The sequence below is a fragment of the Brenneria sp. L4-2C genome, from assembly GCF_040240335.1.
Classification (GTDB): domain Bacteria; phylum Pseudomonadota; class Gammaproteobacteria; order Enterobacterales; family Enterobacteriaceae; genus Brenneria.
This window is the reverse complement of the sequence record NZ_JBEIAC010000018.1, coordinates 19441-43935: the sequence shown is the minus strand read 5'-3', so window position 1 is coordinate 43935 and position 24495 is coordinate 19441. Positions and strand designations below refer to the sequence as shown.

At 57.0% G+C, this 24495-nt stretch carries 21 protein-coding genes and 1 pseudogene; 15 read left to right on the top strand and 7 right to left on the bottom strand.

Annotated features, from left to right (window positions below):
- Positions 1–102: 102 nt before the first annotated feature.
- Genes ABRZ26_RS19910 through ABRZ26_RS19890 form a run of 5 tightly spaced genes read left to right on the top strand, consistent with a single transcriptional unit; the run spans position 103 to position 6299 of the window.
- Complete coding sequence (locus ABRZ26_RS19910; protein WP_319605867.1) at positions 103–1329, top strand: NRAMP family divalent metal transporter; 1227 nt, start codon at positions 103–105, stop codon at positions 1327–1329.
- Positions 1330–1366: 37 nt separating this feature from the next.
- Complete coding sequence (locus ABRZ26_RS19905) at positions 1367–2137, top strand: LamB/YcsF family protein (protein WP_319605866.1); 771 nt, start codon at positions 1367–1369, stop codon at positions 2135–2137.
- Positions 2137–2943 (top strand): putative hydro-lyase, encoded by an 807-nt coding sequence (locus ABRZ26_RS19900; RefSeq protein WP_319605865.1) that lies wholly within the window; start codon positions 2137–2139, stop codon positions 2941–2943. Before ABRZ26_RS19905 ends, ABRZ26_RS19900 begins: the two co-directional genes overlap by 1 nt.
- A 9-nt stretch (positions 2944–2952) precedes the next feature.
- Positions 2953–4566 carry a 5-oxoprolinase subunit B/C family protein gene (locus tag ABRZ26_RS19895; RefSeq protein ID WP_319605864.1) on the top strand — a complete coding sequence of 538 codons (1614 nt, stop codon included), beginning with the start codon at positions 2953–2955 and terminating at the stop codon, positions 4564–4566.
- Positions 4563–6299 carry an acetyl/propionyl/methylcrotonyl-CoA carboxylase subunit alpha gene (locus ABRZ26_RS19890; RefSeq protein ID WP_319605863.1) on the top strand — a complete coding sequence of 579 codons (1737 nt, stop codon included), beginning with the start codon at positions 4563–4565 and terminating at the stop codon, positions 6297–6299. Before ABRZ26_RS19895 ends, ABRZ26_RS19890 begins: the two co-directional genes overlap by 4 nt.
- Positions 6300–6429: 130 nt before the next feature.
- On the opposite strand, the gene ABRZ26_RS19885 is transcribed toward ABRZ26_RS19890, so the two are convergent.
- Together ABRZ26_RS19885 and ABRZ26_RS19880 are read right to left on the bottom strand one after the other, a co-directional pair.
- Positions 6430–7866 (bottom strand): EmmdR/YeeO family multidrug/toxin efflux MATE transporter, encoded by a 1437-nt coding sequence (locus ABRZ26_RS19885; protein WP_413556346.1) that lies wholly within the window; start codon positions 7864–7866, stop codon positions 6430–6432.
- A gap of 233 nt (positions 7867–8099) precedes the next feature.
- Complete coding sequence (locus tag ABRZ26_RS19880) at positions 8100–8435, bottom strand: FlxA-like family protein (RefSeq protein ID WP_319605861.1); 336 nt, start codon at positions 8433–8435, stop codon at positions 8100–8102.
- 381 nt (positions 8436–8816) lie between these two features.
- Here ABRZ26_RS19880 and ABRZ26_RS19875 point away from each other — a divergent pair, with 381 nt between their 5' ends.
- A complete protein-coding gene (locus ABRZ26_RS19875; protein ID WP_319605860.1) occupies positions 8817–10409 on the top strand; it encodes a methyl-accepting chemotaxis protein in 1593 nt (530 codons plus the stop codon).
- 119 nt (positions 10410–10528) lie between these two features.
- Here ABRZ26_RS19875 and ABRZ26_RS19870 read toward each other — a convergent pair whose 3' ends face one another.
- Positions 10529–11566 carry a CAP-Gly protein gene (locus tag ABRZ26_RS19870; RefSeq protein WP_319605859.1) on the bottom strand — a complete coding sequence of 346 codons (1038 nt, stop codon included), beginning with the start codon at positions 11564–11566 and terminating at the stop codon, positions 10529–10531.
- 482 nt (positions 11567–12048) lie between these two features.
- On the opposite strand from ABRZ26_RS19870, the gene ABRZ26_RS19865 reads away from it, so the two are divergent.
- From ABRZ26_RS19865 to ybcJ, 3 genes are all read left to right on the top strand, one after another.
- Positions 12049–13326, top strand: coding sequence for a DUF1835 domain-containing protein (locus ABRZ26_RS19865; protein WP_319605858.1), 1278 nt, complete (start codon positions 12049–12051; stop codon positions 13324–13326).
- 180 nt (positions 13327–13506) lie between these two features.
- Positions 13507–14373, top strand: coding sequence for a bifunctional methylenetetrahydrofolate dehydrogenase/methenyltetrahydrofolate cyclohydrolase FolD (folD, locus tag ABRZ26_RS19860; RefSeq protein WP_319605857.1), 867 nt, complete (start codon positions 13507–13509; stop codon positions 14371–14373).
- Positions 14374–14406: 33 nt separating this feature from the next.
- Positions 14407–14619 (top strand): ribosome-associated protein YbcJ, encoded by a 213-nt coding sequence (gene ybcJ / locus ABRZ26_RS19855; protein WP_319605856.1) that lies wholly within the window; start codon positions 14407–14409, stop codon positions 14617–14619.
- Between the two features lie 145 nt (positions 14620–14764).
- Here the strand turns inward: ybcJ and cysS are convergent, their stop codons facing one another.
- Both cysS and ABRZ26_RS19845 read right to left on the bottom strand, forming a co-directional pair.
- On the bottom strand, positions 14765–16150 hold the full coding sequence (cysS, locus tag ABRZ26_RS19850) for a cysteine--tRNA ligase (protein ID WP_319605855.1): 1386 nt from the start codon (positions 16148–16150) through the stop codon (positions 14765–14767).
- A 231-nt stretch (positions 16151–16381) separates the two neighbouring features.
- Positions 16382–16804, bottom strand: a complete 423-nt coding sequence (locus tag ABRZ26_RS19845; protein ID WP_319605854.1) for a DoxX family protein — start codon at positions 16802–16804, stop codon at positions 16382–16384.
- A 337-nt stretch (positions 16805–17141) separates the two neighbouring features.
- On the opposite strand from ABRZ26_RS19845, the gene ppiB reads away from it, so the two are divergent.
- The 6 genes from ppiB to ABRZ26_RS19815 all read left to right on the top strand — a co-directional run bounded on the left by ppiB (position 17142) and on the right by ABRZ26_RS19815 (position 23374).
- The gene (gene ppiB / locus ABRZ26_RS19840; protein ID WP_319605853.1) at positions 17142–17636 is read left to right on the top strand and encodes a peptidylprolyl isomerase B; all 495 of its coding nucleotides are present in this window, start codon (positions 17142–17144) and stop codon (positions 17634–17636) included.
- Positions 17637–17646: 10 nt separating this feature from the next.
- The gene (gene lpxH, locus ABRZ26_RS19835; protein ID WP_319605852.1) at positions 17647–18369 is read left to right on the top strand and encodes a UDP-2,3-diacylglucosamine diphosphatase; all 723 of its coding nucleotides are present in this window, start codon (positions 17647–17649) and stop codon (positions 18367–18369) included.
- Between the two features lie 224 nt (positions 18370–18593).
- Positions 18594–19103, top strand: coding sequence for a 5-(carboxyamino)imidazole ribonucleotide mutase (purE, locus tag ABRZ26_RS19830; protein ID WP_319605851.1), 510 nt, complete (start codon positions 18594–18596; stop codon positions 19101–19103).
- Positions 19100–20170 (top strand): 5-(carboxyamino)imidazole ribonucleotide synthase, encoded by a 1071-nt coding sequence (purK, locus tag ABRZ26_RS19825; RefSeq protein WP_319605850.1) that lies wholly within the window; start codon positions 19100–19102, stop codon positions 20168–20170. The genes purE and purK overlap by 4 nt, the downstream gene beginning before the upstream one ends.
- Positions 20171–20615: 445 nt before the next feature.
- Entirely contained in the window at positions 20616–21899 is a 1284-nt protein-coding gene (locus tag ABRZ26_RS19820) for an HAAAP family serine/threonine permease (protein ID WP_319605849.1), read from the top strand.
- A gap of 107 nt (positions 21900–22006) precedes the next feature.
- Positions 22007–23374 carry an L-serine ammonia-lyase gene (locus ABRZ26_RS19815; RefSeq protein ID WP_319605908.1) on the top strand — a complete coding sequence of 456 codons (1368 nt, stop codon included), beginning with the start codon at positions 22007–22009 and terminating at the stop codon, positions 23372–23374.
- A gap of 188 nt (positions 23375–23562) precedes the next feature.
- Here ABRZ26_RS19815 and ABRZ26_RS19810 read toward each other — a convergent pair whose 3' ends face one another.
- Positions 23563–23997 (bottom strand): helix-turn-helix domain-containing protein, encoded by a 435-nt coding sequence (locus ABRZ26_RS19810; RefSeq protein ID WP_319605847.1) that lies wholly within the window; start codon positions 23995–23997, stop codon positions 23563–23565.
- 124 nt (positions 23998–24121) lie between these two features.
- Positions 24122–24449 (bottom strand): annotated as a pseudogene (locus ABRZ26_RS19805) (ATP-binding cassette domain-containing protein); the annotation flags it as partial.
- Between the last annotated feature and the right edge of the window lie 46 nt (positions 24450–24495).

Sequence of the window (24495 nt, the reverse complement as noted above, 5' to 3'; positions counted from 1 at the left end):
ACAAAACAATTCATATAAGCCAACAACTTACCTCCAGTCACCCTACTCTGGCACAGCTATTGCATTTTTTATCGTTAAACATCCCCACCAGGAGTGCGCATTATGTCAACCCAGGTAACCAGCGATTTCGCTAAAAAGCGCCGAGCTTCGCTAATCGCGGCGATATTTCTGATGGCCACCTCGGCCATCGGCCCCGGATTCATCACGCAGACCGCCACCTTTACCGCCAACATGGGCGCCGCATTCGCCTTCGGTATCCTCGCCTCAATTCTGATCGACTTCGTCGTCCAGCTAAATGTCTGGCGCATCGTGACGCTGACCGGCATGCGCGCTTCCGATATCGCCAACGCTACGCTGCCAGGCAGCGGTTACCTGCTGGCGGTGCTGGTGATTTTCGGCGGTCTGGTGTTCAATATCGGCAATATCGCCGGCGCCGGCCTCGGGCTGGACGCCATGCTCGGCCTGCCGCCGAAATGGGGCGGCGCGTTGAGCGCCATTATCGCCATCGGCATCTTTATCTCACGCCGCGCCGGCGTCGCGGTCGACCGTATTATGATCGTGCTCGGACTGCTGATGATCGGTTTGACGCTGTTCGTCGCCTTCGCCTCCAACCCGCCGCTGGGCGAGGCGCTGCGCCAAACCGTCTGGCCGGATCACGTCAACTTCGCCACGATCACCACGATCGTCGGCGGCACGGTCGGCGGCTATATCACCTATGCCGGCGCCCACCGACTGCTGGATAAAGGCGCCACCGGCGCGGAACATATCAACGAAGTATCCAAAGCCGCGCTGCACGGCATCATGGTGACCGGGGTAATGCGCTATATTCTGTTCCTCGCCATTCTCGGCGTGGTGGCCAGCGGCGTGATCATCGATACCTCCGGCCAGGGCGCCAACCCGGCCGCTCAGGCATTCCAGGCCGCGGCCGGCGAATTCGGTCTGCGCGCGTTCGGCCTGATCCTGTGGGCCGCGGGCATCACCAGCGTCATCGGCGCCGCCTACACCTCAATCTCATTTGTTACCGTATTCAAACCCAAAATCACCGAACGGGGACGCAATCAGGCGACGGTGATCTTTATCACGTTTTCCCTACTGGTTTATCTGCTGCTCGGCACGCCGCCGGCGGCGCTGCTGGTGTTCGCCGGCGGATTCAACGGGCTGATTCTGCCCATCGGGCTGACGCTGTTCATGTACGTCGGCTGGCGACGCAGCGACCTGATGGGCGGCCACCATTATTCACGCTGGCTGCTGCTGATCGGCGCCATTACCTGTGTACTGACCTGGTATATGGCAGTCAAATCCATCGGTCCGATCTTCGCTTTCCTTTAATGAATATGATAACGGAGCCTGATACGAGGACGCTTATATGACGACTATCGATTTAAACAGCGACCTGGGCGAGAGTTTCGGCCAGTGGAAAATGGGCGATGACGACGCCATGCTCGACATCGTCACCAGCGCCAACGTCGCCTGTGGTTTTCACGCCGGCGATCCGGCCGGCATTCTGCGCACGCTGCGCGCCGCCGGACAGCGCGGCGTAGCGGTCGGCGCGCACGTCGGTTATCCGGATTTGGCGGGCTTCGGCCGCCGCAATATGGATATCGCCAGCGCCGACCTGACCGCCGGCGTGATATATCAAATCGGCGCGCTGAAAGGCCTGGCGACCTCCGCCGGCGCCACGGTGAGCTACGTCAAGCCGCACGGCGCGCTCTATAACACCATCGCCGGCGACCGGCGTCAGGCGCTCGACGTGATTCAGGCGATCCTCGAAATCGACGCCAGCCTGGTGCTGGTATGCCTCGCCGGCTCCCCGCTGCTCGACCTGGCGCGCGAAAAAGGCCTGACAACCGTGGCCGAAGCCTTCGCCGATCGCGCCTACACCGCCGAAGGCACGCTGGTTTCCCGCCGTCTGCCCGGTTCCGTGCTGCATGACGCCGCAGACGTGGCGCAACGCATGCTCCGGCTGGTGGAAGACGGCGTGGTCGAAGCCATCGACGGTACGCTGACGCCGGTTCAGGCCGACTCGATTTGCGTACACGGCGACAGCCCGGGCGCGCTGGAGATGGCGCGCCAGGTGCGTCTCGCGCTGGAAAAGGCCGGCGTCGCGCTTCGTCCCTTTACCGCTCAGGAGGATTAATGGATACGTTAGAACAAGCCAAACGCCAGGCGATTGAAGCCGCCCGCGCCGCTCGCGCCCGTTACCGCGACGGGCTGGTCGAACCTACCGCCGGGGTCGCGCCCGGCATGACGCAAGCCAATATGATCGCGTTGCCGCGCGAATGGGCCTACGATTTTCTGCTGTACGCCCAACGCAATCCGCGCGCCTGTCCGGTGCTGGACGTCAGCGATCCCGGCAGCCACACCACCATTCTCGCGGAAGGCGCCGATCTGCGCCGCGATTTTCCGCTCTACCGCCTCTGGCGCGACGGCAAGCTGGTGGAAGAAGTCAGCGACGCCAGCGCCCTATGGCAAGAACATCCCGATTTGGTCACCTTCCTTATCGGTTGCAGCTTCACTTTCGAAACGGCGCTACAGGAAGCGGAGATCGAGGTGCGCCATATCGCCGACGGCAGCAATGTGCCGATGTACCGCACTAACCGCCAGTGTCGCCCGGCGGGCCGGCTGCACGGCGAGATGGTGGTCTCCATGCGGCCGATCCCGGCGGACCGGGTGGCGGACGCCGCGACGATCTCCGGCCGATTTCCGGCGGTGCATGGCGCGCCGGTGCATATCGGCGCGCCGGAGCAGTTGGGCATCGCCGATCTGGCGCGCCCCGATTTCGGCGACGCGGTGCGCATAGAGCCCGGCGAGCTGCCGGTGTTCTGGGCCTGCGGGGTGACGCCGCAGGCGGCGGTGATGGCGTCCGGCGTACCTTTCGCCATCACGCATGCGCCGGGACATATGTTTATCACCGATGTGCCCGACAGCACCTGGCATGTCTAGGAGTCGCCCTTGCGTTTTTTACCCGTTAACCTGAACGCGATTCTGGTCGAACTCGACGATCTGAACGAAACGCTGGCCCTGTTCGGGGCGCTGCAAAGCGATCCGATCGCGGGCGTGGAGGAGATTATTCCCGCCGCCCGCACCCTGCTGATCTATTTTCGGCCGGAAGCCGTCCGGCGCGATGAACTGATCGCCGATATCGCCAGCCGCGATGTCAGCCGGCGCACCGAGCGCGCCAGCCAACTGATTAAAATTCCGGTGCATTATAACGGCGAGGATCTGGCCGACGTCGCGCAAGGACTCGGCATCAGCGTCGATGAACTGATCCGGCGCCACACCGGGAGCGACTACAGCGTGGCGTTCACCGGGTTCGCGCCCGGGTTCGCCTACCTGACCGGCGGCGCTGAATTCCGCGTACCGCGCCGCGCGACGCCGCGCACCAAAATCCCGGCGGGCGCCGTGGCGCTGGCCGGCGAATTCAGCGGCATCTATCCGCAGGCCAGCCCCGGCGGCTGGCAAATCCTCGGCGTGACCCCGCTGAAAATGTGGGATCTTTCGCGCGAGCAACCGGCGCTGCTACAGCCCGGCTATCGCGTGCGTTTCTACGACGCCGGCCCGCAGCCAGACAGCCCGCCGGCCGACGAACCGGCCGCGCCGTCCGCCGATGCGCCGCAGGGGAAAGATGTGCTGGAGATTGTTTCGCCCGGCCTGCAAAGTCTGCTCCAGGATCTTGGCCGACCGGGCCTGACCGGCCAGGGCGTGTCCGCCTCCGGCGCGTTGGATCGCGGCGCGTTGCGCGCCGCCAACCGCGCAGTGGGCAACCCGATCGGCAGCGCCTGCATCGAGATCCTGCACGGCGGGCTGAGTCTTGTCTGCCGCGGTCGGGCGCTGGTGGCGGTCACCGGCGCCCGCATGCCGCTCATCCTGACGACCCGCGACGGCGCATCGCTGCCGGCCGAGGCCTGGCGCCCGCTCTTGCTGGAAGACGGCGACCGTCTGACGCTGGGCGTCGCGCAGCAGGGGTTGCGCGGTTATCTGGCGGTGCGCGGCGGCTTTGCCGTCGAGCCGGTGCTCGGCAGCCTGTCGCGCGATACCCTGGCGCAGCTCGGCCCGCAACCGCTGAGCGCCGGCGACCGACTGGCTATCGGCGGCGTCGGCGCGCGGCACGCGGTATCGCTCAGCGAAGAACCGGCCGACGACCTGCCGACCAGCCAACAGGTCGTCACCCTCGACGTCGTTATGGGGCCGCGCAGCGACTGGTTTACCGAGCAAGCCCTTCGTCTACTGGCCAGCCAGCTGTGGCTGGTTACGCCGCAGTCAAACCGGGTGGGCATCCGGCTGAGCGGCGAACAACCGCTGACGCGCAGCAACCAGAGCGAGCTGCCCAGCGAAGGCACCTCGCCCGGCGCGATTCAGGTGCCGGCCAGCGGTCAGCCGGTGCTGTTCCTTGCCGATCATCCGCTGACCGGCGGCTATCCGGTAATCGGTGCGGTCGCCAGCTACCATCTGGATCTGGCCGGCCAGATCCCGCCGGGCGCCCGCATTCGCTTTAATCCGATAACCACGTTTTGCGAACTGGATGATACTCAGCCGCATCCGAACGATCAGAAGAAGACGCTATGAAAAAAGTTCTTATCGCCAATCGCGGCGAAATCGCCGTTCGTATCGCCCGCGCCTGTCGCGATTATGGTTTACAGTCGGTGGCCGTGTACGCCGACGCCGATATCGACGCGCTGCACGTACGCTGCGCCGACGAAGCCTGGGGACTGGACGGCCAGCGTCCGGCCGATACCTATCTGGCTATCGACAAACTGCTTGCCATCGCTAAACGCAGCGGCTGCGACGCCGTCCATCCCGGCTACGGCTTTCTGTCCGAACGCGCCGAGTTCGCCCAGGCCGTCATCGATGCCGGTCTGACCTGGATCGGCCCCGATCCGACGACCATTGAAGCCTTGGGCGATAAGGTGCAGGCGCGCAAGATCGCTCAGCGCGTCGGCGCGCCGCTGGTGTCCGGCACCGCCGAACCGGTAGACAACGCCGAACAGGTGCTGGCCTTCGCCGAACAGGTCGGTCTGCCGATCGCCATTAAGGCCGCTTTCGGCGGCGGCGGTCGGGGACTCAAGGTCGCCTGGCGGATGGATGAAGCGGCCGAGCTGTATGAGTCGGCAGTGCGCGAAGCGACCGCGGCGTTCGGGCGCGGCGAATGTTTTCTGGAGAAGTTTCTCGACCGGCCGCGCCATATCGAGGCGCAGATTTTAGGCGATCGCGCGGGCAATATCGTGGTAGTGGGTACCCGTGATTGTTCACTGCAACGGCGCAATCAAAAATTGATCGAAGAAGCGCCGGCGCCGTTCCTGAACGACGAACAGCGCCAGCGCATACATCAGGCGGCGCGCGATATCTGCGCCGAAGCGGGCTATGTCGGCGCCGGCACGGTGGAGTTTCTGCTTAGCGCGGACGGCACGCTCTCTTTCCTTGAAGTCAATACCCGCCTCCAGGTCGAACACCCGGTGACCGAAGAAACCACCGGCGTCGATCTGGTGGTCGAACAGTTGCGCATCGCCGAAGGCCTGCCGTTGTCATTCAGCGCCACGCCGACGCCGCGCGGCCACAGCATCGAGTTTCGCATCAACGCCGAGGACGCGGGCAAGGGCTTCCTGCCGGCGCCGGGCGCGATCACGGAATTTCAGCCGCCCTCCGGCCCCGGCATCCGACTGGATACCGGCGTCGCGCGCGGGTCGCTGGTACCCGGCGCCTTCGACTCCATGATGGCTAAGCTGATTGTTACCGGCGCCACCCGCGAACAGGCCATCGCGCGCGCGCGTCGCGCCCTGCGCGAGTTCAGCATCGACGGCGTGGCCAGCGTGCTGCCGTTTCATCAGGCGGTATTAGCCCAGGCCGATTTCACCGGCGAACAGGGTTTTCGCGTCCACACCCGCTGGATCGAAACGGATTTCGCCGGGCTGGCGGATATCGCGCCGCGCACCGTGCCGCCCGCCGGTACGGAACTGCTGCGCAGCACGATCGAAATAGACGGTCGCCGCTGTACGCTCGGCCTGCCCGCCGCGCTGCTGCGCAATCTCGGTTCTCTGCCCGCATCGGCGGAAAGCGCAGCGCCGCAGGATAGCCAGCCGGAGTCGGACGATCGACTGTGCGCCCCGCTATCCGGCAATCTGCATGCCTGGCTGGTCGAGGACGGCGCGCTGGTGCAGGCGGGCGATCCGCTGGCGGTGATGGAAGCGATGAAGATGGAAACGCAGATCGTCGCTCCGCGCGCCGGCAGACTGTCTCAGTCGGCTAACGCCGGCGACCTGCTGGACGCCGGCGCCGAACTGGGCCGCATTACGGCTGAGTAGTCCAGCATTGCACAGGCAAATCGGCGGCGGAGGGTTAGCATGCCGCTGATTTGCCATAAACCGTTGCCGCCCCTCCCGCAGACGCGACATGTCGATGTTAAATCAATCCCACAACGCCAAAAGCACAGCCTCAGCGCGTCTCGTCCTGATGCTTCACCCGGGGATATTTCCATAGCCAGCGTCCGCTGACCATGCGCCAGTAGAAAAACGCGCCGCGCACCGCCCAGTCGAGGAACATGCCGAGCCAGATCCCCACCACGCCCATACCCAACACGATGCCCAGCGTATAACCCGCCACCACGCGGCAGCCCCACATGCCCAGCATGGAGACCCATATGGCAAAGCGCGCATCGCGCGCGCCCTTCAACCCGGCGGGCAATACCCAGGATACAGCCCAGATCGGCATGAACAACGCGTTCAGCCAGATGAGGATCACCACGACGTGTTTCACGTCCGGCTCCTGGGTGTAGAAGGAGGCGAACAGCCCGGCGAACGGCGCCGTACACCAGGCGATCAGCGTCAGGCCGATGGTCGACAGCCAGAAAATATGACGCAATTGGCGCTCGGCCTGCGCGATTTGCCCCTTGCCGAGACGCTGGCCGACAATAATGGTCGCCGTCGAACCCAGCGCGTTGCCCGGCAGGTTAATCAACGAACAGACGGAAAATGCGATAAAATTACCGGCGATGACGTTAGTCCCCATGCCGGCGACGAACATTTGCGTCAGCAACTTGCCGCCGTTAAACAACACGGATTCGATGCTGGCCGGGATGCCGATGCCCAACACCTCGGCGAGAATATTGAACTTCAGCGGGGTCAGATAGCTTTTCAACGTGATGTGCAGCGCCGGATTGAAGCCGATCATCAGCACATAAATAATGCCCAGCGCGCCGATATAACGTGAAATGGTCAGCCCCAGACCGGCGCCGATAAAACCCAGCCCTTCCCAGGAGCCGAGACCATAGATCAACAGGCTGCTAATCACGATATTGAGGATATTCATGCCGCCGTTGATCAGCAGCGGGATTTTGGTGTTGCCGGCGCCGCGCAGCGCGCCGCTGCCGATTAACGCGATGGCCGCCGCCGGGTAGCTCCATACCGTGGTTTGCAGATAAGAGAGCGCCAGCCTTTTCACCTCGGGTTCGGCCTGGCCGGCAATGAGATTAATGATTTGCTCGCCCGCCAGATGGATGCTCAGCGCCAGCACCAGCGCGACGATCGTCATCAGCACCAGCGATTGGCGCGTCGCGTCGCGCGCCCGCCGCCGATCCCGCTTGCCGAGGCTGAACGCCACCACCACCGTCGTGCCGAGATCGACGGCGGCGAAGAAAGCAATGATCACCATGTTGAAACTATCGGCCAGTCCCACGCCCGCCATCGCGGCCTTACCCAGCCAGCTAACCAGAAAGGTGCTAAGCACCCCCATCAGCAGTACGCAGGCATTTTCCAGCATGATAGGCACGGCCAGCGGCGTAATTTCGCGCCAGAACAGCACCCGGTAGCTTTTTCTATTGGTGTACCAGTGCGTCCGAACCACGCGCTGGCGTAACGCCGCATATAAGTCCAATACAGACCTGCAAAAAGGAAAGTAAACCACGGTTTAAATCATGGGTTATCAACGGTTATCCTGCAAAGGATTTTTTGCTCGCGTCGACATGAAAAGACAACAATCTGTCTGTTACGAACGTCTGGTCGAAGAGGCGGCGCCTTGCGCGCCGGACGATTGACGGCCATTGCGCAGCGCCGTCACGCGCGAAGCGTTGGCGCCCGCAATGGCGATCAAACCTTTACGCGGAGCGCCTAGATGTAAACGTTGACTCGATTGGCGGCCGTCGGGCGATTAATGCCGTCGGCAGGCGGCGTTTCGCTCCCGCTCTGCGCATCGCTCCCGGCATGATAGGCTGACCTGTCGCGCCCGCTCTGTAGCCCGTCCAGCTGTTGTTGCAGCGATTCAATCTGCGCTTGCAGCATTTTGGCCTGAAGTTGCATGGCCTCATCCTCGCCGGCGTTGCCGGAAGACCGCTGATCGGAGGACTCTCTGGATAATGCCGGTAAACGGGCAATCCGTTGTACGTTATCCTGGCTGCTGAGCGCCGCGCCAGATGGAACTGAAGAGATTGCATTAAGCGTAACCATGTTCTTTCCTCCGTTCATCCGCCCTGTCAAGGGCTTGATAATGAGTATAGAACAGTGGCCGGCGCACAGGATTTAGTACTTTGTCTGAAAAAACGCCGCGCGGACTCTCGGATATTTTCACCCCACGCCGGCCGGCGGCCCGCTCACCGCCGGAAAAAGGGCCAACGGCCAGTGCGGGAAAACCAATGCAACATATCTATTGAGATTAAAACGCGCAGAATAAATTTATTCATTTAAATTCAAATCGCTACCTCAATATTCTTCTTTCTGGCTCGAGGCCAATCATCAATTTAATTAACTAAAGTTATTCCGCCGAACGTCGATGAAATAATCACCCGTACTCCATCGCGTTTTCATTCTCACGTCCAGGCAGGAGTTACCATGTTAAAAACATTATCTATCCGTTCTGGGTTATTGATTTTATTGACGTTAATGGCTTTCTTATTACTTAGCGTCAGCGCAATAGGCATTATCGCCATCAATAAGAGCTATCAATCGCTGCATGCCGTAAATCTGACTCAGGGAATTCAGTTGGGCAATCTGGCCAGCAGTAATACCAATATGCAGCGAATTCGCGTTGCCGCCTCGCTGGCGGTACGCAACATGGAAGTGAATAAACCTGAAGATGCCGCCGCCGCCGCGGGACGTTCGGCGCAATATGCCAATGCGGCGCAAGAAGATCTACAGCGTTTTTTCGCCGCGGCGAAAGGAACCGGACAGGGGGAAGCGCTGGCGAATGAAATTAACCAGGCCTATCAGGACTATTTTGCGCAAGGTATTCAACCCATGCTGGATGCGCTGAATAAACAGGATAGTCAGACATATTACTGGTTAATTGAAAACCGTCTGCGTTCGTTGGGGACAAAATTCGATACCGCCAATAAAACGTTTTTTGAATATGCGCAAAAAACCGGGCTGGAACAGTTGGAAACCGCCGCCAATGACAAAAAACTGATGCTGCTGATGATCGGATTATGTTGCCTGCTGACATTTGCGCTGATCCTCCTCGCCTGGGTGGTGTTGCGAAAACTATTGCTCACGCCGCTCAATACCGCTATCCATCATCTGGAATACGTGTCTGTCGGTGATTTAACGCAAGAAGTTCCCGCGCCCGGCCGCAATGAGCTGGGACGACTCAACGCCGCTTTACAGACAATGCAGCAATCGCTTGCCGAATCTGTGATACGCGTGCGGGATGCCTGCATACAAATTGATGTCGGCAGCCGCGAGCTGGCATCAGGCAACGAAGATCTCTCTCGTCGTACGGAAATTTCCGCCTCCTCGCTGGAGCAGACAGCCGCCAGTATGGAACAGTTGACCGCCACCGTCAGACACAATGCGGATAATGCCGAACAAGGCCATGAGCTCGCCGAAAACGTCGCCAAGATCGCCAAACAAGGTAATAAGGTGGTACGAGACGCGATGGATAAAATGAAAGACATTTCTCAAAGCGCCAATAGTATCGCCGGCATTCTTAGCGTCATTGACGGCATCGCATTCCAGACCAATATTCTGGCGTTGAATGCGGCCGTGGAAGCCGCCCGGGCCGGCGAACAAGGTCGGGGATTCGCCGTGGTCGCCAATGAAGTCAGAACATTGGCGCAGCGCAGCGCTCAGGCGGCGAAAGAGATTCACGCGCTGATCGCCGACTCCAACCGGCATGTGAACGAAGGCTCGCAGCTCACGGCGAAAGCTGACGAAACCATGTCCGCCATTGCAGAGCAAATCACCAATATCAATGTTCTGATGAAAGAAATCGCCAATGCGTCGAAAGAACAAAGCCACGGTATCGATCAAGTCAATGTCGCGGTTAATCAGATGGAGGATGTCGCCCAGCAAAACTCGGCTTTAGTGCAAGAGTCCGCAACGGCAACCCGTTCCCTCGAAGATCAATCCCGTCAGTTAGTCATGGCCATGGCGGCGTTTAAGGTCGATGCCCGGTCGGATACGCCGTTGGGCATTAGCCAGGCCTGATCGCATCATTTGCAAGCGCCGCCGGTTGCGTATTTGACCGGCCGCCCGTCATAAAAAGCGCCGCCTGTTGACATAAAAACAGGCGGCGCTCGGTCTGCGTTGTTAATTAGCGATCAATATTACTTGGCGCAAAAACGTTTATCGCAGGTTTTAACGCCCCACAGTCCAGCCAGCGCACTGACGATCGCGCCAATCAGCAAAGCGAAGAATGACCACAGCGCGGCGTGGGCCAGAGCGGACGCAGCGGCAGCCGCTTCCTCGCGCGCTTTCTGTTTCAGGTCAGCATATTGCTGTTTAGCCTGTTCGATATTGGCCTGAACGTCATTCAACCGTTGATTGACCACCTGAACGCTCTTGTCTTTGGCGGCAATCAGATTATCAACGGTTTTGTTGACTTCATCCTGCGTCATGTTGGTGTTTTCGGACAGCGCTTTGGTTACGCTGGCGCGATCGACATCTTTCGATAACGCTTCACCGCGTTTTTTCAGCTTGTCGGTCAGGCTCTGAATAATCGCATCGCTGTTGGATGGGTTAAGCGCAATTTCTTTTACCGCTTCGGTAATTTCATTTTTCGCGCCTTCCAACTGCGTTTGCATATACTCCGGCTGCAACGAGGCGATATTACTCTTACGCAAAGCCGCCGCGACGTCGTTGCTTACCGTTTCCGGTTGCATCTTAGTATCCAGATTAAGATTATCGAATGCCTGACCGCCCATATTGGCAAGCCCCTGCAAACCGCCGCCGACGGCGGAACCCACGCCGGAAATGGCGTTGCCGGTCAGTGACGCCACCGACCCCAACGCATTACCGGTGGCTTTCATCGCGCCGCCCAGCACCGCGGTGCCGAGAACCGCGGCGACGATCAACGCCGTGGCCCAAACCAGGAAACCATGAATCAAGCCGTCCATCGCGGCCAGGCGGCCGGCAATAAACGCCCCTGCGGCCAGACTGATGATGATGGAAATGGCGGACCAAACCAGGACGGTGGTCCCGGCGCCGTTAACCGGATTATCGGACAACGGATCCACCATCGAGAATCCCAGACTGGTACCCAGCGTAGACAGCAATAACGACACCGCCAATACCGTTATTACCCCGCCAATAATACTCCCCCACGATATTTTTTTTGCCACATGCAGTTCATTCATAACGCTCATACCCAAAAACTCCTTTGATGCCGCCTATGTTTAACAGCCAGCATGTTGTGAAACAACAAAACATTAAATCAACTAAAGTATAGCCGTGATTTAAAAAACAAGATGAGGAAAAAAAGAGATAAAAACGCTATCTGTTATAATACGGAAAAAATAAATAAAATATTATTAATCAATATTTTAAATTAAAATGATTTTATTTTTCAGCAGGCCGTTTGCTTTTTAATAATCACAGACATTAATAGAGCGGCAAAGAAACAATTACATTAATTAATATAACGTACGGGAAGTGATGAAAGACGGTTGTTTGACGGAACGACGGCGATTGAAAACGGCGGCGCGTTTTGCTAACGTGCGGATGGCGTGATCGACGCCTCCTCGTCCGCGGAAAGGGCTGCGCCCATGATCGATGAAACGGTATGCCTTATTGGCTTTCCCTTTTCTGTCTGATTGGCGGACACAGACCTTAGAAAAGGGGCGCAACGATGACATCATCCCAGCCTGCCGTATTTTCCTCGCCATTTCGCATCAACCTTGAACAACAGCGTAAACGCGCAAAAGCGTTGCGTAACGCCATCCGGCAATCTCAGCCTGACGCTATTGCCCGTTTTCAACGTTACCACCCCGGCCTGACGCCAGAACAGCTGGCGCAGTCGCATGGACAACTGAGCGATGCCCAATGGATTATCGCGCAGGAGTTGGGGGCGCCAAGCTGGCCGAAACTGAAAGCCCATGTCGAGGCGATGGAGCAGGCAAGAAAAACGATTGACGCCCAAGGCGCTGCGCCGGACTACGCGCTTTCCACCCTACATATCCGCTGCGGCGCCGATATTCAGCACCGGCTCCAGCAGGCGGGATTTACCGGCGATTATCTGGCCTATAGCGATCCGTTTTGCCAGGGGCCGGTGCATAGCGGGGATGACTGGCTGTCGACGCGCGTGGAATTTCTTGCCGATCACTATGCCGCCCGCATGGGCATCAGTCGGCGGCGGCTTCTGCAACAGCGTGAACAGGAAGAACAAACGCTGTTGTCCGCGGCCAATCGCTATCAACGCATCGTGCTGTGGTTTGAACACGACAGCTATGATCAGTTAATCCTGGCGCGCTGTCTGGCGCATTTTCATACCCGCCCCGCGCCATTGCTGGAAATGGTCACGGTCGATCGCTACCCCGGCAGCCGTCGCTTTCTCGGTCTCGGACAACTCCCCGCGGAAGCCTTGCTGCTGCTCTGGCAGTCGCGTCAGCCCGTGAGCGCCCGGCAATGTCGTCAGGGTCATCAGGTGTGGGAGAGGTTGCGTTCGGATAACCCCGCGCCGCTGCTCTCTTTGGCCGACGGCGTCGGCAGCGACCTGCCCTTTGCGCCTCAGGCGCTGCGGCGTCACTGCCGGGAATTTCCTGATATCGTCAATGGGCTCGGTTTGACCGAACAGCTGGTGCTGCGCTGCCTGGCCGAACAGCCCGCCTCCTATAAGCAGCTTTTTCGTACGCTGATGGAGCAGCATGAACCGCTCCCCTGGCTCGGAGATATCATGCTGGATGCGATAATCGACGGACTGCGGCTGGCGCCGGAACCGGCGCTGTTGCTGGATGCCGCATCCGATACGTTGCATCTGACGCCGGTCGGTCGGCAGCTTCTGGCGAATCGGCTGGACTGGATGCGCTGCCATCCCGCCGTCCGCTGGCTTGGCGGCGTGCGTATCGAGGGCGGCATCCCCTGCTGGCGCTGGGATCCGCAACGACAGCAGTTGGCGCTGATCGACTAGGACGGAGATGGCGGCAACCTGGCCCGGCAAACTTCAGTACGCGCAACGACAGGCGAAAGGTGAAGGGCTGATTTGCCGCCATTCAGATGATTATATTGACGCAAAGCCTGACAGCGCGCCCGGCTTCTGACAAAATAGCGCCACTTCTTCCGTATTTAACATTGATGGACCTCATCTCAGATGGCAGCAAAGATTATTGATGGTAAAACGATTGCGCAGCAGGTCAAAGACGAAGTCGCTGCACGAGTAAAACAACGTTTGGCGGCAGGTAAACGCGCGCCGGGCCTCGCTGTTATCCTGGTCGGCGAAAACCCCGCCTCGCAGATTTATGTCGCCAGCAAACGCAAAGTCTGCGAAGAAGTCGGCTTTATCTCCCGCTCCTATGACTTACCGGCGACCACGACCGAAGCCGAATTGCTGGGACTCATCGATCGGCTCAATGCGGATAAGACGATTGACGGTATTCTGGTTCAGCTTCCGCTGCCTGAAGGCATCGACAATACCAAAGTGATTGAGCGCATTTCGCCCGATAAAGATGTCGATGGGTTCCACCCGTACAACGTCGGGCGGCTTTGCCAACGCGCGCCTCGTTTACGCGCCTGCACCCCGCGCGGGATCGTCACGCTGCTGGAACGTTATCATATCGACCCTCACGGTCTGAATGCCGTGGTCGTCGGCGCATCCAATATCGTCGGTCGGCCCATGAGCCTGGAACTGCTGCTGGCGGGCTGCACCACGACGGTGGCCCATCGTTTTACCAAAGATCTGCGCCACCATATCGAACACGCCGATCTGTTGGTGGTGGCCGTAGGTAAACCGGGTTTCATTCCCGGCGAGTGGATCAAACCGGGTGCGGTGGTGTTCGATGTCGGTATCAATCGTCTGGAAAACGGTAAAGTCGTCGGCGACGTGGCGTTCGATGCCGCGCAGGAAAGAGCCGCCTATATCAGCCCGGTGCCGGGCGGCGTGGGGCCGATGACGGTGGCGACCTTAATTCAAAATACCTTGCAGGCTTGCGAGGAATATCACGATGGCGCCGCACGTTAACGACGGCGCTTAAGGCATAAGAATCAGGATATTATGGAAATTTTTCATCTCGACCGACATCCGCACGTTGAACTGTGCGACTTATTGAAACTGCTGGGCTGGAGTGAAAGCGGCGCGGCGGCCAAAGTGGCCATCGCCGCCGGCGAAGTCACCGTCGACGGGCAAACGGAAACGCGCAAGCGCTGCAAAATCGTTGCCGGGCAGAAAGTCCAATTTGACGGTGCGACGGTGGAAGTCAGCGCCTGATAACATCAGGCCGAGCATAACGTCGGCTCTCAGCGCATCGAGAGGACGGCGTTATGCTCCATTTTGCCGTTACCGCTCGCGGTTTCAGCGGCGGCTCTCCGCCGGCGTTAATAGGCGGAGAGCTGAAACGGCTTTACGCCGGAAACTATTTACGCCGCCAGGTGGTTCCCTGCGGCCCGTCTTCCAGAATAATGCCCATCTCGTTCAGCCTGTCGCGCGCCTCATCCGCCAGCGCCCAGTCTTTTGCCTGACGGGCATCTTTTCGCTGCTTGATCAGCCGTTCGATTTCTTTAACGTCGTCATCGTCCGTCTGCGCGCCGCCCTGTAGGAACACTTCCGGATCCTGCTCCAGCAAGCCCAGCACTTTCGCCAGATTACGCAGCGCAGAGGCCAATTGATTAGCCGCATGCCGATCCTCCGCCTTCAGGCGATTAACCTCGCGCGCCATGTCGAACAGCACGGAATAGGCTTCCGGGGTGTTGAAGTCATCGTCCATCGCTTCACGAAAGCGCGCTTCAAACGCTTCTCCGCCCTGCGCCGCCACGTCGCTGTCCGTACCGCGCAGCGCGGTGTACAGACGTTCCAGCGCCGAACGCGCCTGTTTCAGATTTTCTTCGCTGTAATTAAGCTGGCTACGGTAGTGGCCCGACATCAGGAAGTAGCGCACGGTTTCAGCATCGTAATACGCCAAGACATCGCGCACGGTGAAGAAGTTATTGAGCGACTTCGACATTTTTTCCCGGTCGACCATCACCATGCCGGAATGCATCCAATAGTTGACGTAAGGGCCGTCATGGGCGCAGGTGGATTGGGCGATTTCGTTTTCATGGTGCGGAAACATCAGATCCGATCCGCCGCCGTGAATATCAAAATGATCGCCCAACTGCTTGCAGTTCATCGCCGAACATTCGATGTGCCAGCCAGGGCGGCCTTCGCCCCACGGCGAGGACCAGTGCGGTTCGCCGGGTTTGGACATCTTCCACAGTACGAAGTCCATCGGGTTGCGCTTCACTTCGGTAATTTCTACCCGCGCGCCGGCCTGTAGCTGATCGAGATCCTGACGCGATAACACGCCGTACCCCGGCGCGGTATCCACGGAGAACATCACATCGCCGTTAGCGGCGACATAGGCGTGACGCCGTTCCACCAGCTTTTGCACCAGTTCGATGATCTCGTTAATGTGGTGGGTGGCGCGCGGCTCGACATCCGGGCGCAGAATATTCAACGCATCAAAATCGGCATGCATTTCCGCGATCATGCGGGTGGTCAACTGGTTGCTGGTTTCACCATTTTCCGCCGCACGCTTGATGATTTTATCGTCAATATCGGTAATATTGCGGACATATTTCAACGAGTATCCCAGATAGCGTAAATAACGCGCCACCACATCAAATGCCACGAAAGTACGCCCGTGACCAATATGACACAGGTCATAAACGGTAATGCCACACACATACATCCCCACATGACCAGCGTGGATAGGTTTGAATTCCTCTTTTTGGCGACTCAGTGTATTAAAAATCTTTAGCATCAGGGCATTCCATGGTGTTCGCAGGATAGGTGAATCATTGTTCGCTGTCAGCGTGAGCAACATCGATTTATTTAGGGCTTTTCAACTCTAACGGCGTATTGAAACCTGAACCCTGCGCTATTGCAAGACTGAGTCTGCGCAATAAGCGGATAATCGATAAGGAATAAGTATAAAAAGACCCGGAATTCACCGGGCCTGGAACAATAGCGCCATGGATAGACAAAAAGATTATCAGCGCCAGCGCGGGTTGGACATTACGGAATATTTACCACTACCCAGGAAGGCGATGGCCAGACCGGCAAAGAAGAACACCGCCGCGGGTTCGACGCCCCATGCGCCGGTTTTCGTCAACAGGAAGAAATTAGCCGGATTCGCCAGTAGCGAGGCGACAAGCATCGTGAAAGAAAAAATCAACGCCGATGGACGGGTCAAAATCCCCAGAATCAACAGAATCGGAATGATGACTTCACCGACATAAACGCCATAGCCGATGAATGTGGGCAGTCCCGCTTCAACCAGCATTTTCTGAATGCCGCCAATACCGCTATGAAGCTTGTGCCATCCGTGAAACAGCATCAGGATACTGAACGACACACGCAGCAACAACTTCCCGAAATCGGGTTTATCAAATACTCGATTAATACTGTCCAGCATAATTCACCTGTCTATTAACGTTGTTATTAAAGAATAATGAGAATCGCTCTCAGACTAATCCGGGTGATAACCAAACAACAAGTAAATTATGAAAAACAGTGATCCGGCGCAACAAAAACCTCATTCAAATAAGCTCACTAAATTCATGACGTTAAATCAGTTTATTTGGGTTGGCGAAGGATCCCGCGCAGATTGACCATTACGGCCTCCCCCGGTTATGCCTCCGCCTGTACTGACTCGGCAAGCCAGTTATGTTATAAGTGCGCTCTTGATTGTTCACCGCAGGCTGTGAGCGTCGTTCCCCATTATTATATTTGGCTAGGTAGGGTTCATTATTATGATCACGTTTCATACAAACCACGGCGATATCGTCATTAACACTTTCGCAGACAAGGCGCCGGTTACTGTAGAAAACTTCCTGGATTACTGCCGCAGCGGTTTTTATGACAACACGATTTTTCACCGTGTTATCAACGGCTTTATGATTCAGGGCGGCGGTTTCGCGCCGGGTATGGAGCAAAAAGCGACCAAAGCGGCGATTAAGAATGAAGCCAACAACGGCTTGAAAAATACCCGCGGCACGCTGGCCATGGCGCGCACCAACGATCCGCATTCCGCCACGGCGCAGTTCTTCATTAACGTCGTGGATAACGACTTCCTGAACTTCCGTTCCGAACGCGCCGACGGCTGGGGCTACTGTGTCTTCGCTGAAGTCGTTGAAGGTTTGGACGTCGTGGATAAAATCAAAGGCGTGGCGACCGGCCGCAGCGGTATGCACCAGGATGTGCCGAAAGAAGACGTCGTCATCACGTCCGTTACCGTTAGCGAGTAATTGCAGTCGCATGGCGACGCTATTTATTGCCGACCTGCATTTAAGTCCTGATGAACCGGCGATCACCGCCGGTTTTCTGCGTTTTTTACGCCATGAAGCCGTGCATGCGGATGCGCTGTATATTCTGGGCGATCTGTTCGATGCCTGGATCGGCGATGACGATCCGCAGCCGCTGCATACCACGATCGCCAATGCCCTGCTGACGCTGCATCTCCAGGGCGTCCCCTGCTATTTCGTGCATGGCAATCGGGATTTCCTGATCGGCAAGCGTTTCGCCCGGCAGAGCGGACTCACCTTGCTGCCCGCGGAGAATGTGCTCGACCTGTACGGTCAGCGCATCTTGATTCTGCACGGCGACACGCTGTGTACCGACGATCTCGCTTATCAGAAGTTTCGCCGCCGGGTTCACAATCCGCTGATACAGCGCGCATTTTTGCTTTTACCGCTGGCGGTACGGCTGAGAATCGCCGCCGGCATGCGCTCGGCCAGCCAGCAGGCCAACCAGCGCAAGTCGCTGAAGATTATGGATGTGAATCCAGACGCGGTTATCGAACGTTTGCAGCACTATCAGGTGAACATCATGATCCACGGCCATACCCATCGCCCGGCGATCCATCAGATCGTCGCCGATAATTTTCGCGCGCGCCGCGCCGTACTGGGCGCCTGGCATCAAGAAGGTTCGATGATCAAAGTCACCGCTCAGGATATCGAACTGATTTCGTTTCCATTCTAGCCGTTTTACCCCGCGCGATTCGCGAACGATCCGCTTTTCCCGGCGACGCAACCGTTTTCCTCGCCAGAAGGTCGTGATATGCTCTACGCCCTCAAAGTCAGAGCCCTGTCGGTATCCGACGCCATTGATGCGATTTTTAACATCGCGGCGGGTGCCTGAGGCGTATCTGGCCGACGCGACACCATTGCCGTCACCATCATGTAAACCACAGGAGCTTTACAGGCATGTCATCCAACGTTGCCCCGGCAAAAATCGCCATCGTCATGGGTTCAAAGAGTGACTGGGCCACCATGCAGTTTGCTGCGGAAATCCTCACTACGCTGAATATCCCCTTTCATGTTGATATCGTCTCCGCCCATCGGACGCCCGATAAGCTATTCAGTTTCGCAGAACAGGCCGCGCAGAACGGTTTTGACGTGATTATCGCCGGCGCGGGCGGCGCGGCGCATCTGCCCGGCATGCTGGCGGCCAAAACGCTGGTGCCGGTGCTGGGCGTGCCGGTGCAAAGCGCCGCGTTGAGCGGCGTCGACAGCCTGTATTCGATTGTTCAGATGCCGCGCGGCATTCCGGTCGGAACCTTGGCTATCGGCAAAGCCGGCGCCGCCAACGCCGCGCTGCTGGCGGCGCAGATTCTGGCGTTGCATGATGACGCGCTCGCCATTCGTCTGGCCGACTGGCGCCAGAGTCAGACCGACGAGGTGTTGGCCAATCCCGATCCGCGGGAGGAAGCATGAAACCGGTCTGCGTTTTAGGCGATGGTCAGTTGGGCAGAATGTTGCGTCAGGCAGGCGAACCGCTGGGTATTGCGGTCTACCCTGTCGGGCTGAATGCGGAACCGGAATCGGTTCCTTTCCAGAACAGCGTGATTACCGCGGAGATAGAACGCTGGCCGGAAACCGCGCTCACGCGGGAACTGGCGCAGCATACCGCGTTCGTCAACCGTGATATTTTCCCGCGTCTGGCCGACCGCCTGACGCAGAAACAACTGCTGGACTCGCTGAATCTGGCCACCGCCCCCTGGCAGTTGCTCGCTGACGCCGACGAATGGCCGCAGGTTTTTGCCCGTCTCGGCGAACTGGCCATCGTGAAGCGGCGCGTCGGCGGTTACGACGGCCGCGGACAGTGGCGGCTGCGCGACGGCGAACAGCATACGCTGCCGGCGGACTGCTACGGCGAGTGCATCGTTGAACAGGGCATCCACTTTTCCGGCGAAGCCTCGCTGGTCGGCGCCCGCAACGTCCACGGCGACTGCGTGTTCTTTCCATTGACGCACAATTTCCATCAGGACGGTATTCTGCGCGCCAGCGTCGCCCTGCCCCACCCGCCGGCGCAGTTGCAGCGGCAGGCGGAGCAAATGCTGTCGGCCATTATGCAGGAGCTGGGCTACGTCGGCGTGATGGCGATGGAATGCTTTATCGTCGATGGCCGCTTGCTGATTAATGAACTCGCGCCGCGCGTACACAACAGCGGTCACTGGACGCAGAACGGCGCCTCTATCAGTCAGTTTGAACTGCATCTGCGGGCGATTCTGGATTTGCCGATGCCTGTCCCCGCCGTCGATAGCACGTCGGTGATGGTCAATCTGATCGGCACCGAGGTCAATCCCGACTGGCTGTCGCTGTCGCTGGCGCGCCTGCACTGGTATGAAAAAGAAGTGCGCCCGGGACGCAAGGTCGGCCACCTGAACTTACAGGCGCAGGATCGCGATCGTCTGCGACAAGCGTTACAGTCGCTGGCCGCCATGCTGACGGATGAATATCAGCCGGGTCTGCGCTGGGCGCAGGAGAAGTTATCCGCCTGATGGTTATCTTCGCTCTTCGGGCATACGCCGCCGTGCGCCTGAAGAGCGTCTCCAAGAGATAAAACGAATAGAGACTTTCCGCGTGACATGCCGAAATTTGCGTTTATTATTTATTCCGGATTATTTTTTATTCCGTTAATATTCTGGTTAATTTTCACACTATAAAAATCAATTAACGCATCAGAAAAGAGCTGTTAAAAACTATTATATTTAACGTATCATTTATGATGTTTTAAATTATATCAATGTTTATTAAAATAATTAACGTCAATTCATTTATGTGATCGCATCAATATTATTCACGGGCAGCGCCGCTATAGAATGCGGCCACAAACAGTATTCCCCATCGACATATTTCATATGTCCTGTTTATTTTTTGTCCCTGTAACGGCAACTTGCCGGTACTGTATTTTTTATACACTGTGTTCACTAAGGAGAAACTAGCATGAGCACAATTCAAGGCAGCAGTCAGGTATTAGAACAGGCTTCAGCCTGGCGGAAAAGCGATACCGTCTGGATGCTGGGCCTTTATGGCACCGCGATTGGCGCAGGCGTATTATTTCTACCGATAAATGCGGGTATTGGCGGCCTTATACCATTAATTATTATGGCCATTATTGCTTTCCCTATGACCTATTATTCTCACCGCGCTTTATGCCGTTTCGTATTGTCGGGCAACAAAGGTGGTGAAGATATAACCGAAGTGGTTGAAGAACATTTCGGCGTTGGCGCGGGTAAATTAATCACTCTGTTATATTTTTTTGCAATTTATCCCATTTTACTGGTTTACAGTGTGGCGATCACCAATACGGTGGAGAGTTTCATTACTCACCAAATGCATTTAACGGCGCCGCCGCGAGCGCTGCTGTCATTAATATTGATCCTGGGACTCATGTTCATCGTCCGTTTTGGCGAAGCCATGATCGTTAAGGCCATGAGCATCCTGGTTTATCCGTTCGTCGCCGTGTTAATGGTCCTGGCGCTGTATTTGGTGCCGCACTGGAATACGTCGGTATTCGAGAATGTCTCTCTGGCCAATAACGTCACCGGCAATAGTTTGCTGGCGACGCTGTGGCTGGCGATCCCGGTGATGGTTTTCTCATTCAATCACTCGCCGATTATCTCCTCTTTTGCCGTCGCCAAGCGTAAAGAGTATGGCGAACAGGCCGAGAAGAAGTGCTCCCGCATTCTGTCTTACAGCCATATCATGATGGTGATTACCGTGATGTTCTTCGTATTCAGCTGCGTGCTAAGTCTGTCTCCGGCTGAGCTGATGGAAGCGAAAGTCCAGAACATCTCCATCCTCTCTTATCTGGCCAATCACTTTAATAACCCGATGATGGCCTATCTGGCGCCGGTGATCGCCACCATCGCCATTTCCAAATCGTTCCTCGGCCACTATCTGGGCGCCAGCGAAGGTTTCAACGGCATGATTGTGAAGTCGCTGCGCGGCAAGGGAAAAAGTATTTCCAGCGGCAAACTGAACCGCATCACCGCCCTGTTCATGCTGATCACCGCCTGGATGGTGGCGACGCTGAACCCCAGCATTCTTCGCATGATTGAAACGCTGGGCGGCCCTATTATCGCCTGCCTGCTGTTCCTGATGCCGATGTACGCCATTCAGAAAGTGCCGGCGATGAAAAAATACAGCGGCCACATCAGCAATGTCTTCGTCACCATCATGGGGCTGATCGCCATCTCCGCTATCGTTTACAGCCTGTTTGGTTAATCCAGAACGCCCAATAGATTTCACGTTGCCGCCGACATATCGGAACCTGAAAGATGACGGGAATATCAACGCCAGTATCGCACTGGCGTTTTTTAGAGGAAGTCATTATGGTCAGCGTATTCGACATTTTCAAAATTGGTATCGGTCCTTCCAGTTCACATACCGTCGGCCCGATGAAAGCCGGCAAAATGTTCACGGACGACCTGGTCGGCAAATCGCTTATTTCATCGGTCACCCGCATCGCGGTCGATGTTTATGGCTCTCTGTCGCTAACCGGGAAAGGTCACCATACGGATATCGCGATCATTATGGGATTAGCCGGCAACCTGCCGGACAGCGTCGATATCGACAGCATCCCGGCGTTTATTCAACAGGTAAAAGAAAACCACCGACTGCCGCTCCTCAACGGGCAATACGAGGTCGCTTTCCCGCTGGAGAGCGCCATGCGTTTCCAGGCGGAAAATCTGCCGCTCCATGAGAATGGCATGACAATCCGCGCTTACCATCAGCAGGAACTGGTTTACAGCAAAACCTATTATTCCATCGGCGGCGGTTTTGTCGTCGATCAGGAAAATTTCACTCAAGCGGACGTCGAGGCGGAGCGCGCGCCATACCCGTTCTTTTCCGCGCAAAAGTTGCTGCGCCATTGCCACGATAATTGCCTCTCGGTGTCGGCCATCGTCATGAAAAATGAGATAGCGCTGCACGGCCGGGAAACGATAGAAGACTATTTCGCCAAAGTCTGGCAGACCATGCAAAACGGCATTCATCGCGGCATGAATACCGAAGGCGTACTGCCCGGCCCGATGCGAGTGCCGCGTCGCGCCTCCGCTCTGCACCGTTTATTGTTCATTAACGACAGATTCTCCAGCGATCCCATGGATGCGATGGATTGGGTCAATATGTTCGCGATGGCCGTCGCGGAAGAAAACGCGGCGGGCGGTCGCGTGGTCACCGCGCCCACCAACGGCGCCTGCGGCATTATTCCCGCCGTATTGGCTTACTACGACCATTTCATCCAGCCGGTTACGCCGGAGTCTTACCTGCGTTACTTTTTAGCCGCCGGCGCCATCGGCCTGTTATATAAAATGAACGCCTCCATTTCCGGCGCCGAAGTCGGCTGTCAGGGGGAAGTCGGCGTCGCCTGTTCGATGGCCGCGGCGGGTCTGGCGGAATTACTCGGCGCCAACCCGGAACAGGTTTGCATCGCAGCGGAAATCGGCATGGAGCATAATCTGGGGCTGACCTGCGATCCGGTTGCCGGTCAGGTGCAGGTTCCCTGTATTGAACGTAACGCCATCGCGGCGGTTAAGGCCATCAACGCCGCCCGCATGGCGATGCGACGAAGCAGTGAACCGCGAGTTTCATTAGATAAAGTCATCGAGACGATGTTCGAAACCGGTAAGGATATGAATGCCAAGTACCGCGAAACGTCGCGCGGCGGATTAGCCATTAAAGTCGTGCTGTGCGAATAAGCGGCGAAAATAAAGATATTATCCCCGTCATGCTTCAGATCACATAAAACCGCCGGTTAATGTATCGCTTTATTCATTGACCGGTTTTCGCTAAACGGATAGGAAAAACACGGTATAAAATCAACGTCATTAACAGCATGTAAATAATCAGCCGCAAGGTAAAAAATAACAAACATAACGAGAAAGGGTTATTTCTTTTTATTTTCCGCTCGTGACCAGACAATATTGTTTTCAGCGGCGGAGATATACCAGTCTATCGTACTGCTTGTCTTTTCTTTTATTTTCTTGTGGTTAGTAGAGATTTTCTCCGCAGGCGCCGATTTCTTGCGGATCCGCAGCGGCGGGCGTTTTTTCTCGCCGCTCACCTGCGCATTAAACGCCGCCACCTCGGCGTCAAATAAAACCCCATCCAATTGATGCAAACGATTAAGCCCGCGCAAGATGCACAATAAACTGCTGAGCGTTATCGACTCCCCCATCTCCGCGCGTTTAATTGTCGCAATACCTAACCCCGCCCGTTCTGCAAGATCAACCTGAGATAAACGCTGTTGGATACGGGCATCTTTTATTCTTCGGCAAAGTTCGGTAATAATTTCGCCTTCATTCATGGTGTTAAATCTCATTATACCCGCCATTCGCCAGCACGATTAATGCGGTATATTTTACCATCGGTTTTTCAAATGGCACGGACAATTCCCAGCCAGTTTTCATTATCTTGATCGAACACATAAAACCACACGCCGGTTTTTAACCAAACCGCCCGGTTATATAATCTTCCGTGCATCGTTGAGCCGGCGAGGTAAATAAATCATCCGTATGATTAAACTCGATTAACTTCCCCTGATGGATAGAGGCCGTGTAATCGGAAACGCGCGCCGCCTGCTGCATATTATGCGTCACCAGCACCAGGGTAAAATGCCGCTTCAGGCTGCCGAACAACGCTTCAATCACCCGCGTTGAGATGGGATCCAGCGCCGAGCCGATCCTTCACCTCATGCCATAACGCCGCCGCGCGCAGAGCATGCTCCACCGCGTCATCCAGCACACGGCGATCCCGGCACTGTAATCGGTTACCTGTGTTTTCCATCGCTCTCGCCGTGATCTTCAACTCGTCGGCGTTC

Coding starts and splice junctions, on each gene's coding strand:
- ABRZ26_RS19910 (WP_319605867.1), top strand. CDS start 103: ATGTCAACCCAGGTAACCAGCGATTTCGCTAAAAAGCGCCGAGCTTCG.
- ABRZ26_RS19905 (WP_319605866.1), top strand. CDS start 1,367: ATGACGACTATCGATTTAAACAGCGACCTGGGCGAGAGTTTCGGCCAG.
- ABRZ26_RS19900 (WP_319605865.1), top strand. CDS start 2,137: ATGGATACGTTAGAACAAGCCAAACGCCAGGCGATTGAAGCCGCCCGC.
- ABRZ26_RS19890 (WP_319605863.1), top strand. CDS start 4,563: ATGAAAAAAGTTCTTATCGCCAATCGCGGCGAAATCGCCGTTCGTATC.
- ABRZ26_RS19880 (WP_319605861.1), bottom strand. CDS start 8,435: ATGGTTACGCTTAATGCAATCTCTTCAGTTCCATCTGGCGCGGCGCTC.
- ABRZ26_RS19875 (WP_319605860.1), top strand. CDS start 8,817: ATGTTAAAAACATTATCTATCCGTTCTGGGTTATTGATTTTATTGACG.
- ABRZ26_RS19870 (WP_319605859.1), bottom strand. CDS start 11,566: ATGAGCGTTATGAATGAACTGCATGTGGCAAAAAAAATATCGTGGGGG.
- ABRZ26_RS19865 (WP_319605858.1), top strand. CDS start 12,049: ATGACATCATCCCAGCCTGCCGTATTTTCCTCGCCATTTCGCATCAAC.
- folD (WP_319605857.1), top strand. CDS start 13,507: ATGGCAGCAAAGATTATTGATGGTAAAACGATTGCGCAGCAGGTCAAA.
- ybcJ (WP_319605856.1), top strand. CDS start 14,407: ATGGAAATTTTTCATCTCGACCGACATCCGCACGTTGAACTGTGCGAC.
- cysS (WP_319605855.1), bottom strand. CDS start 16,150: ATGCTAAAGATTTTTAATACACTGAGTCGCCAAAAAGAGGAATTCAAA.
- ABRZ26_RS19845 (WP_319605854.1), bottom strand. CDS start 16,804: ATGCTGGACAGTATTAATCGAGTATTTGATAAACCCGATTTCGGGAAG.
- ppiB (WP_319605853.1), top strand. CDS start 17,142: ATGATCACGTTTCATACAAACCACGGCGATATCGTCATTAACACTTTC.
- lpxH (WP_319605852.1), top strand. CDS start 17,647: ATGGCGACGCTATTTATTGCCGACCTGCATTTAAGTCCTGATGAACCG.
- purE (WP_319605851.1), top strand. CDS start 18,594: ATGTCATCCAACGTTGCCCCGGCAAAAATCGCCATCGTCATGGGTTCA.
- purK (WP_319605850.1), top strand. CDS start 19,100: ATGAAACCGGTCTGCGTTTTAGGCGATGGTCAGTTGGGCAGAATGTTG.
- ABRZ26_RS19820 (WP_319605849.1), top strand. CDS start 20,616: ATGAGCACAATTCAAGGCAGCAGTCAGGTATTAGAACAGGCTTCAGCC.
- ABRZ26_RS19815 (WP_319605908.1), top strand. CDS start 22,007: ATGGTCAGCGTATTCGACATTTTCAAAATTGGTATCGGTCCTTCCAGT.
- ABRZ26_RS19810 (WP_319605847.1), bottom strand. CDS start 23,997: ATGAGATTTAACACCATGAATGAAGGCGAAATTATTACCGAACTTTGC.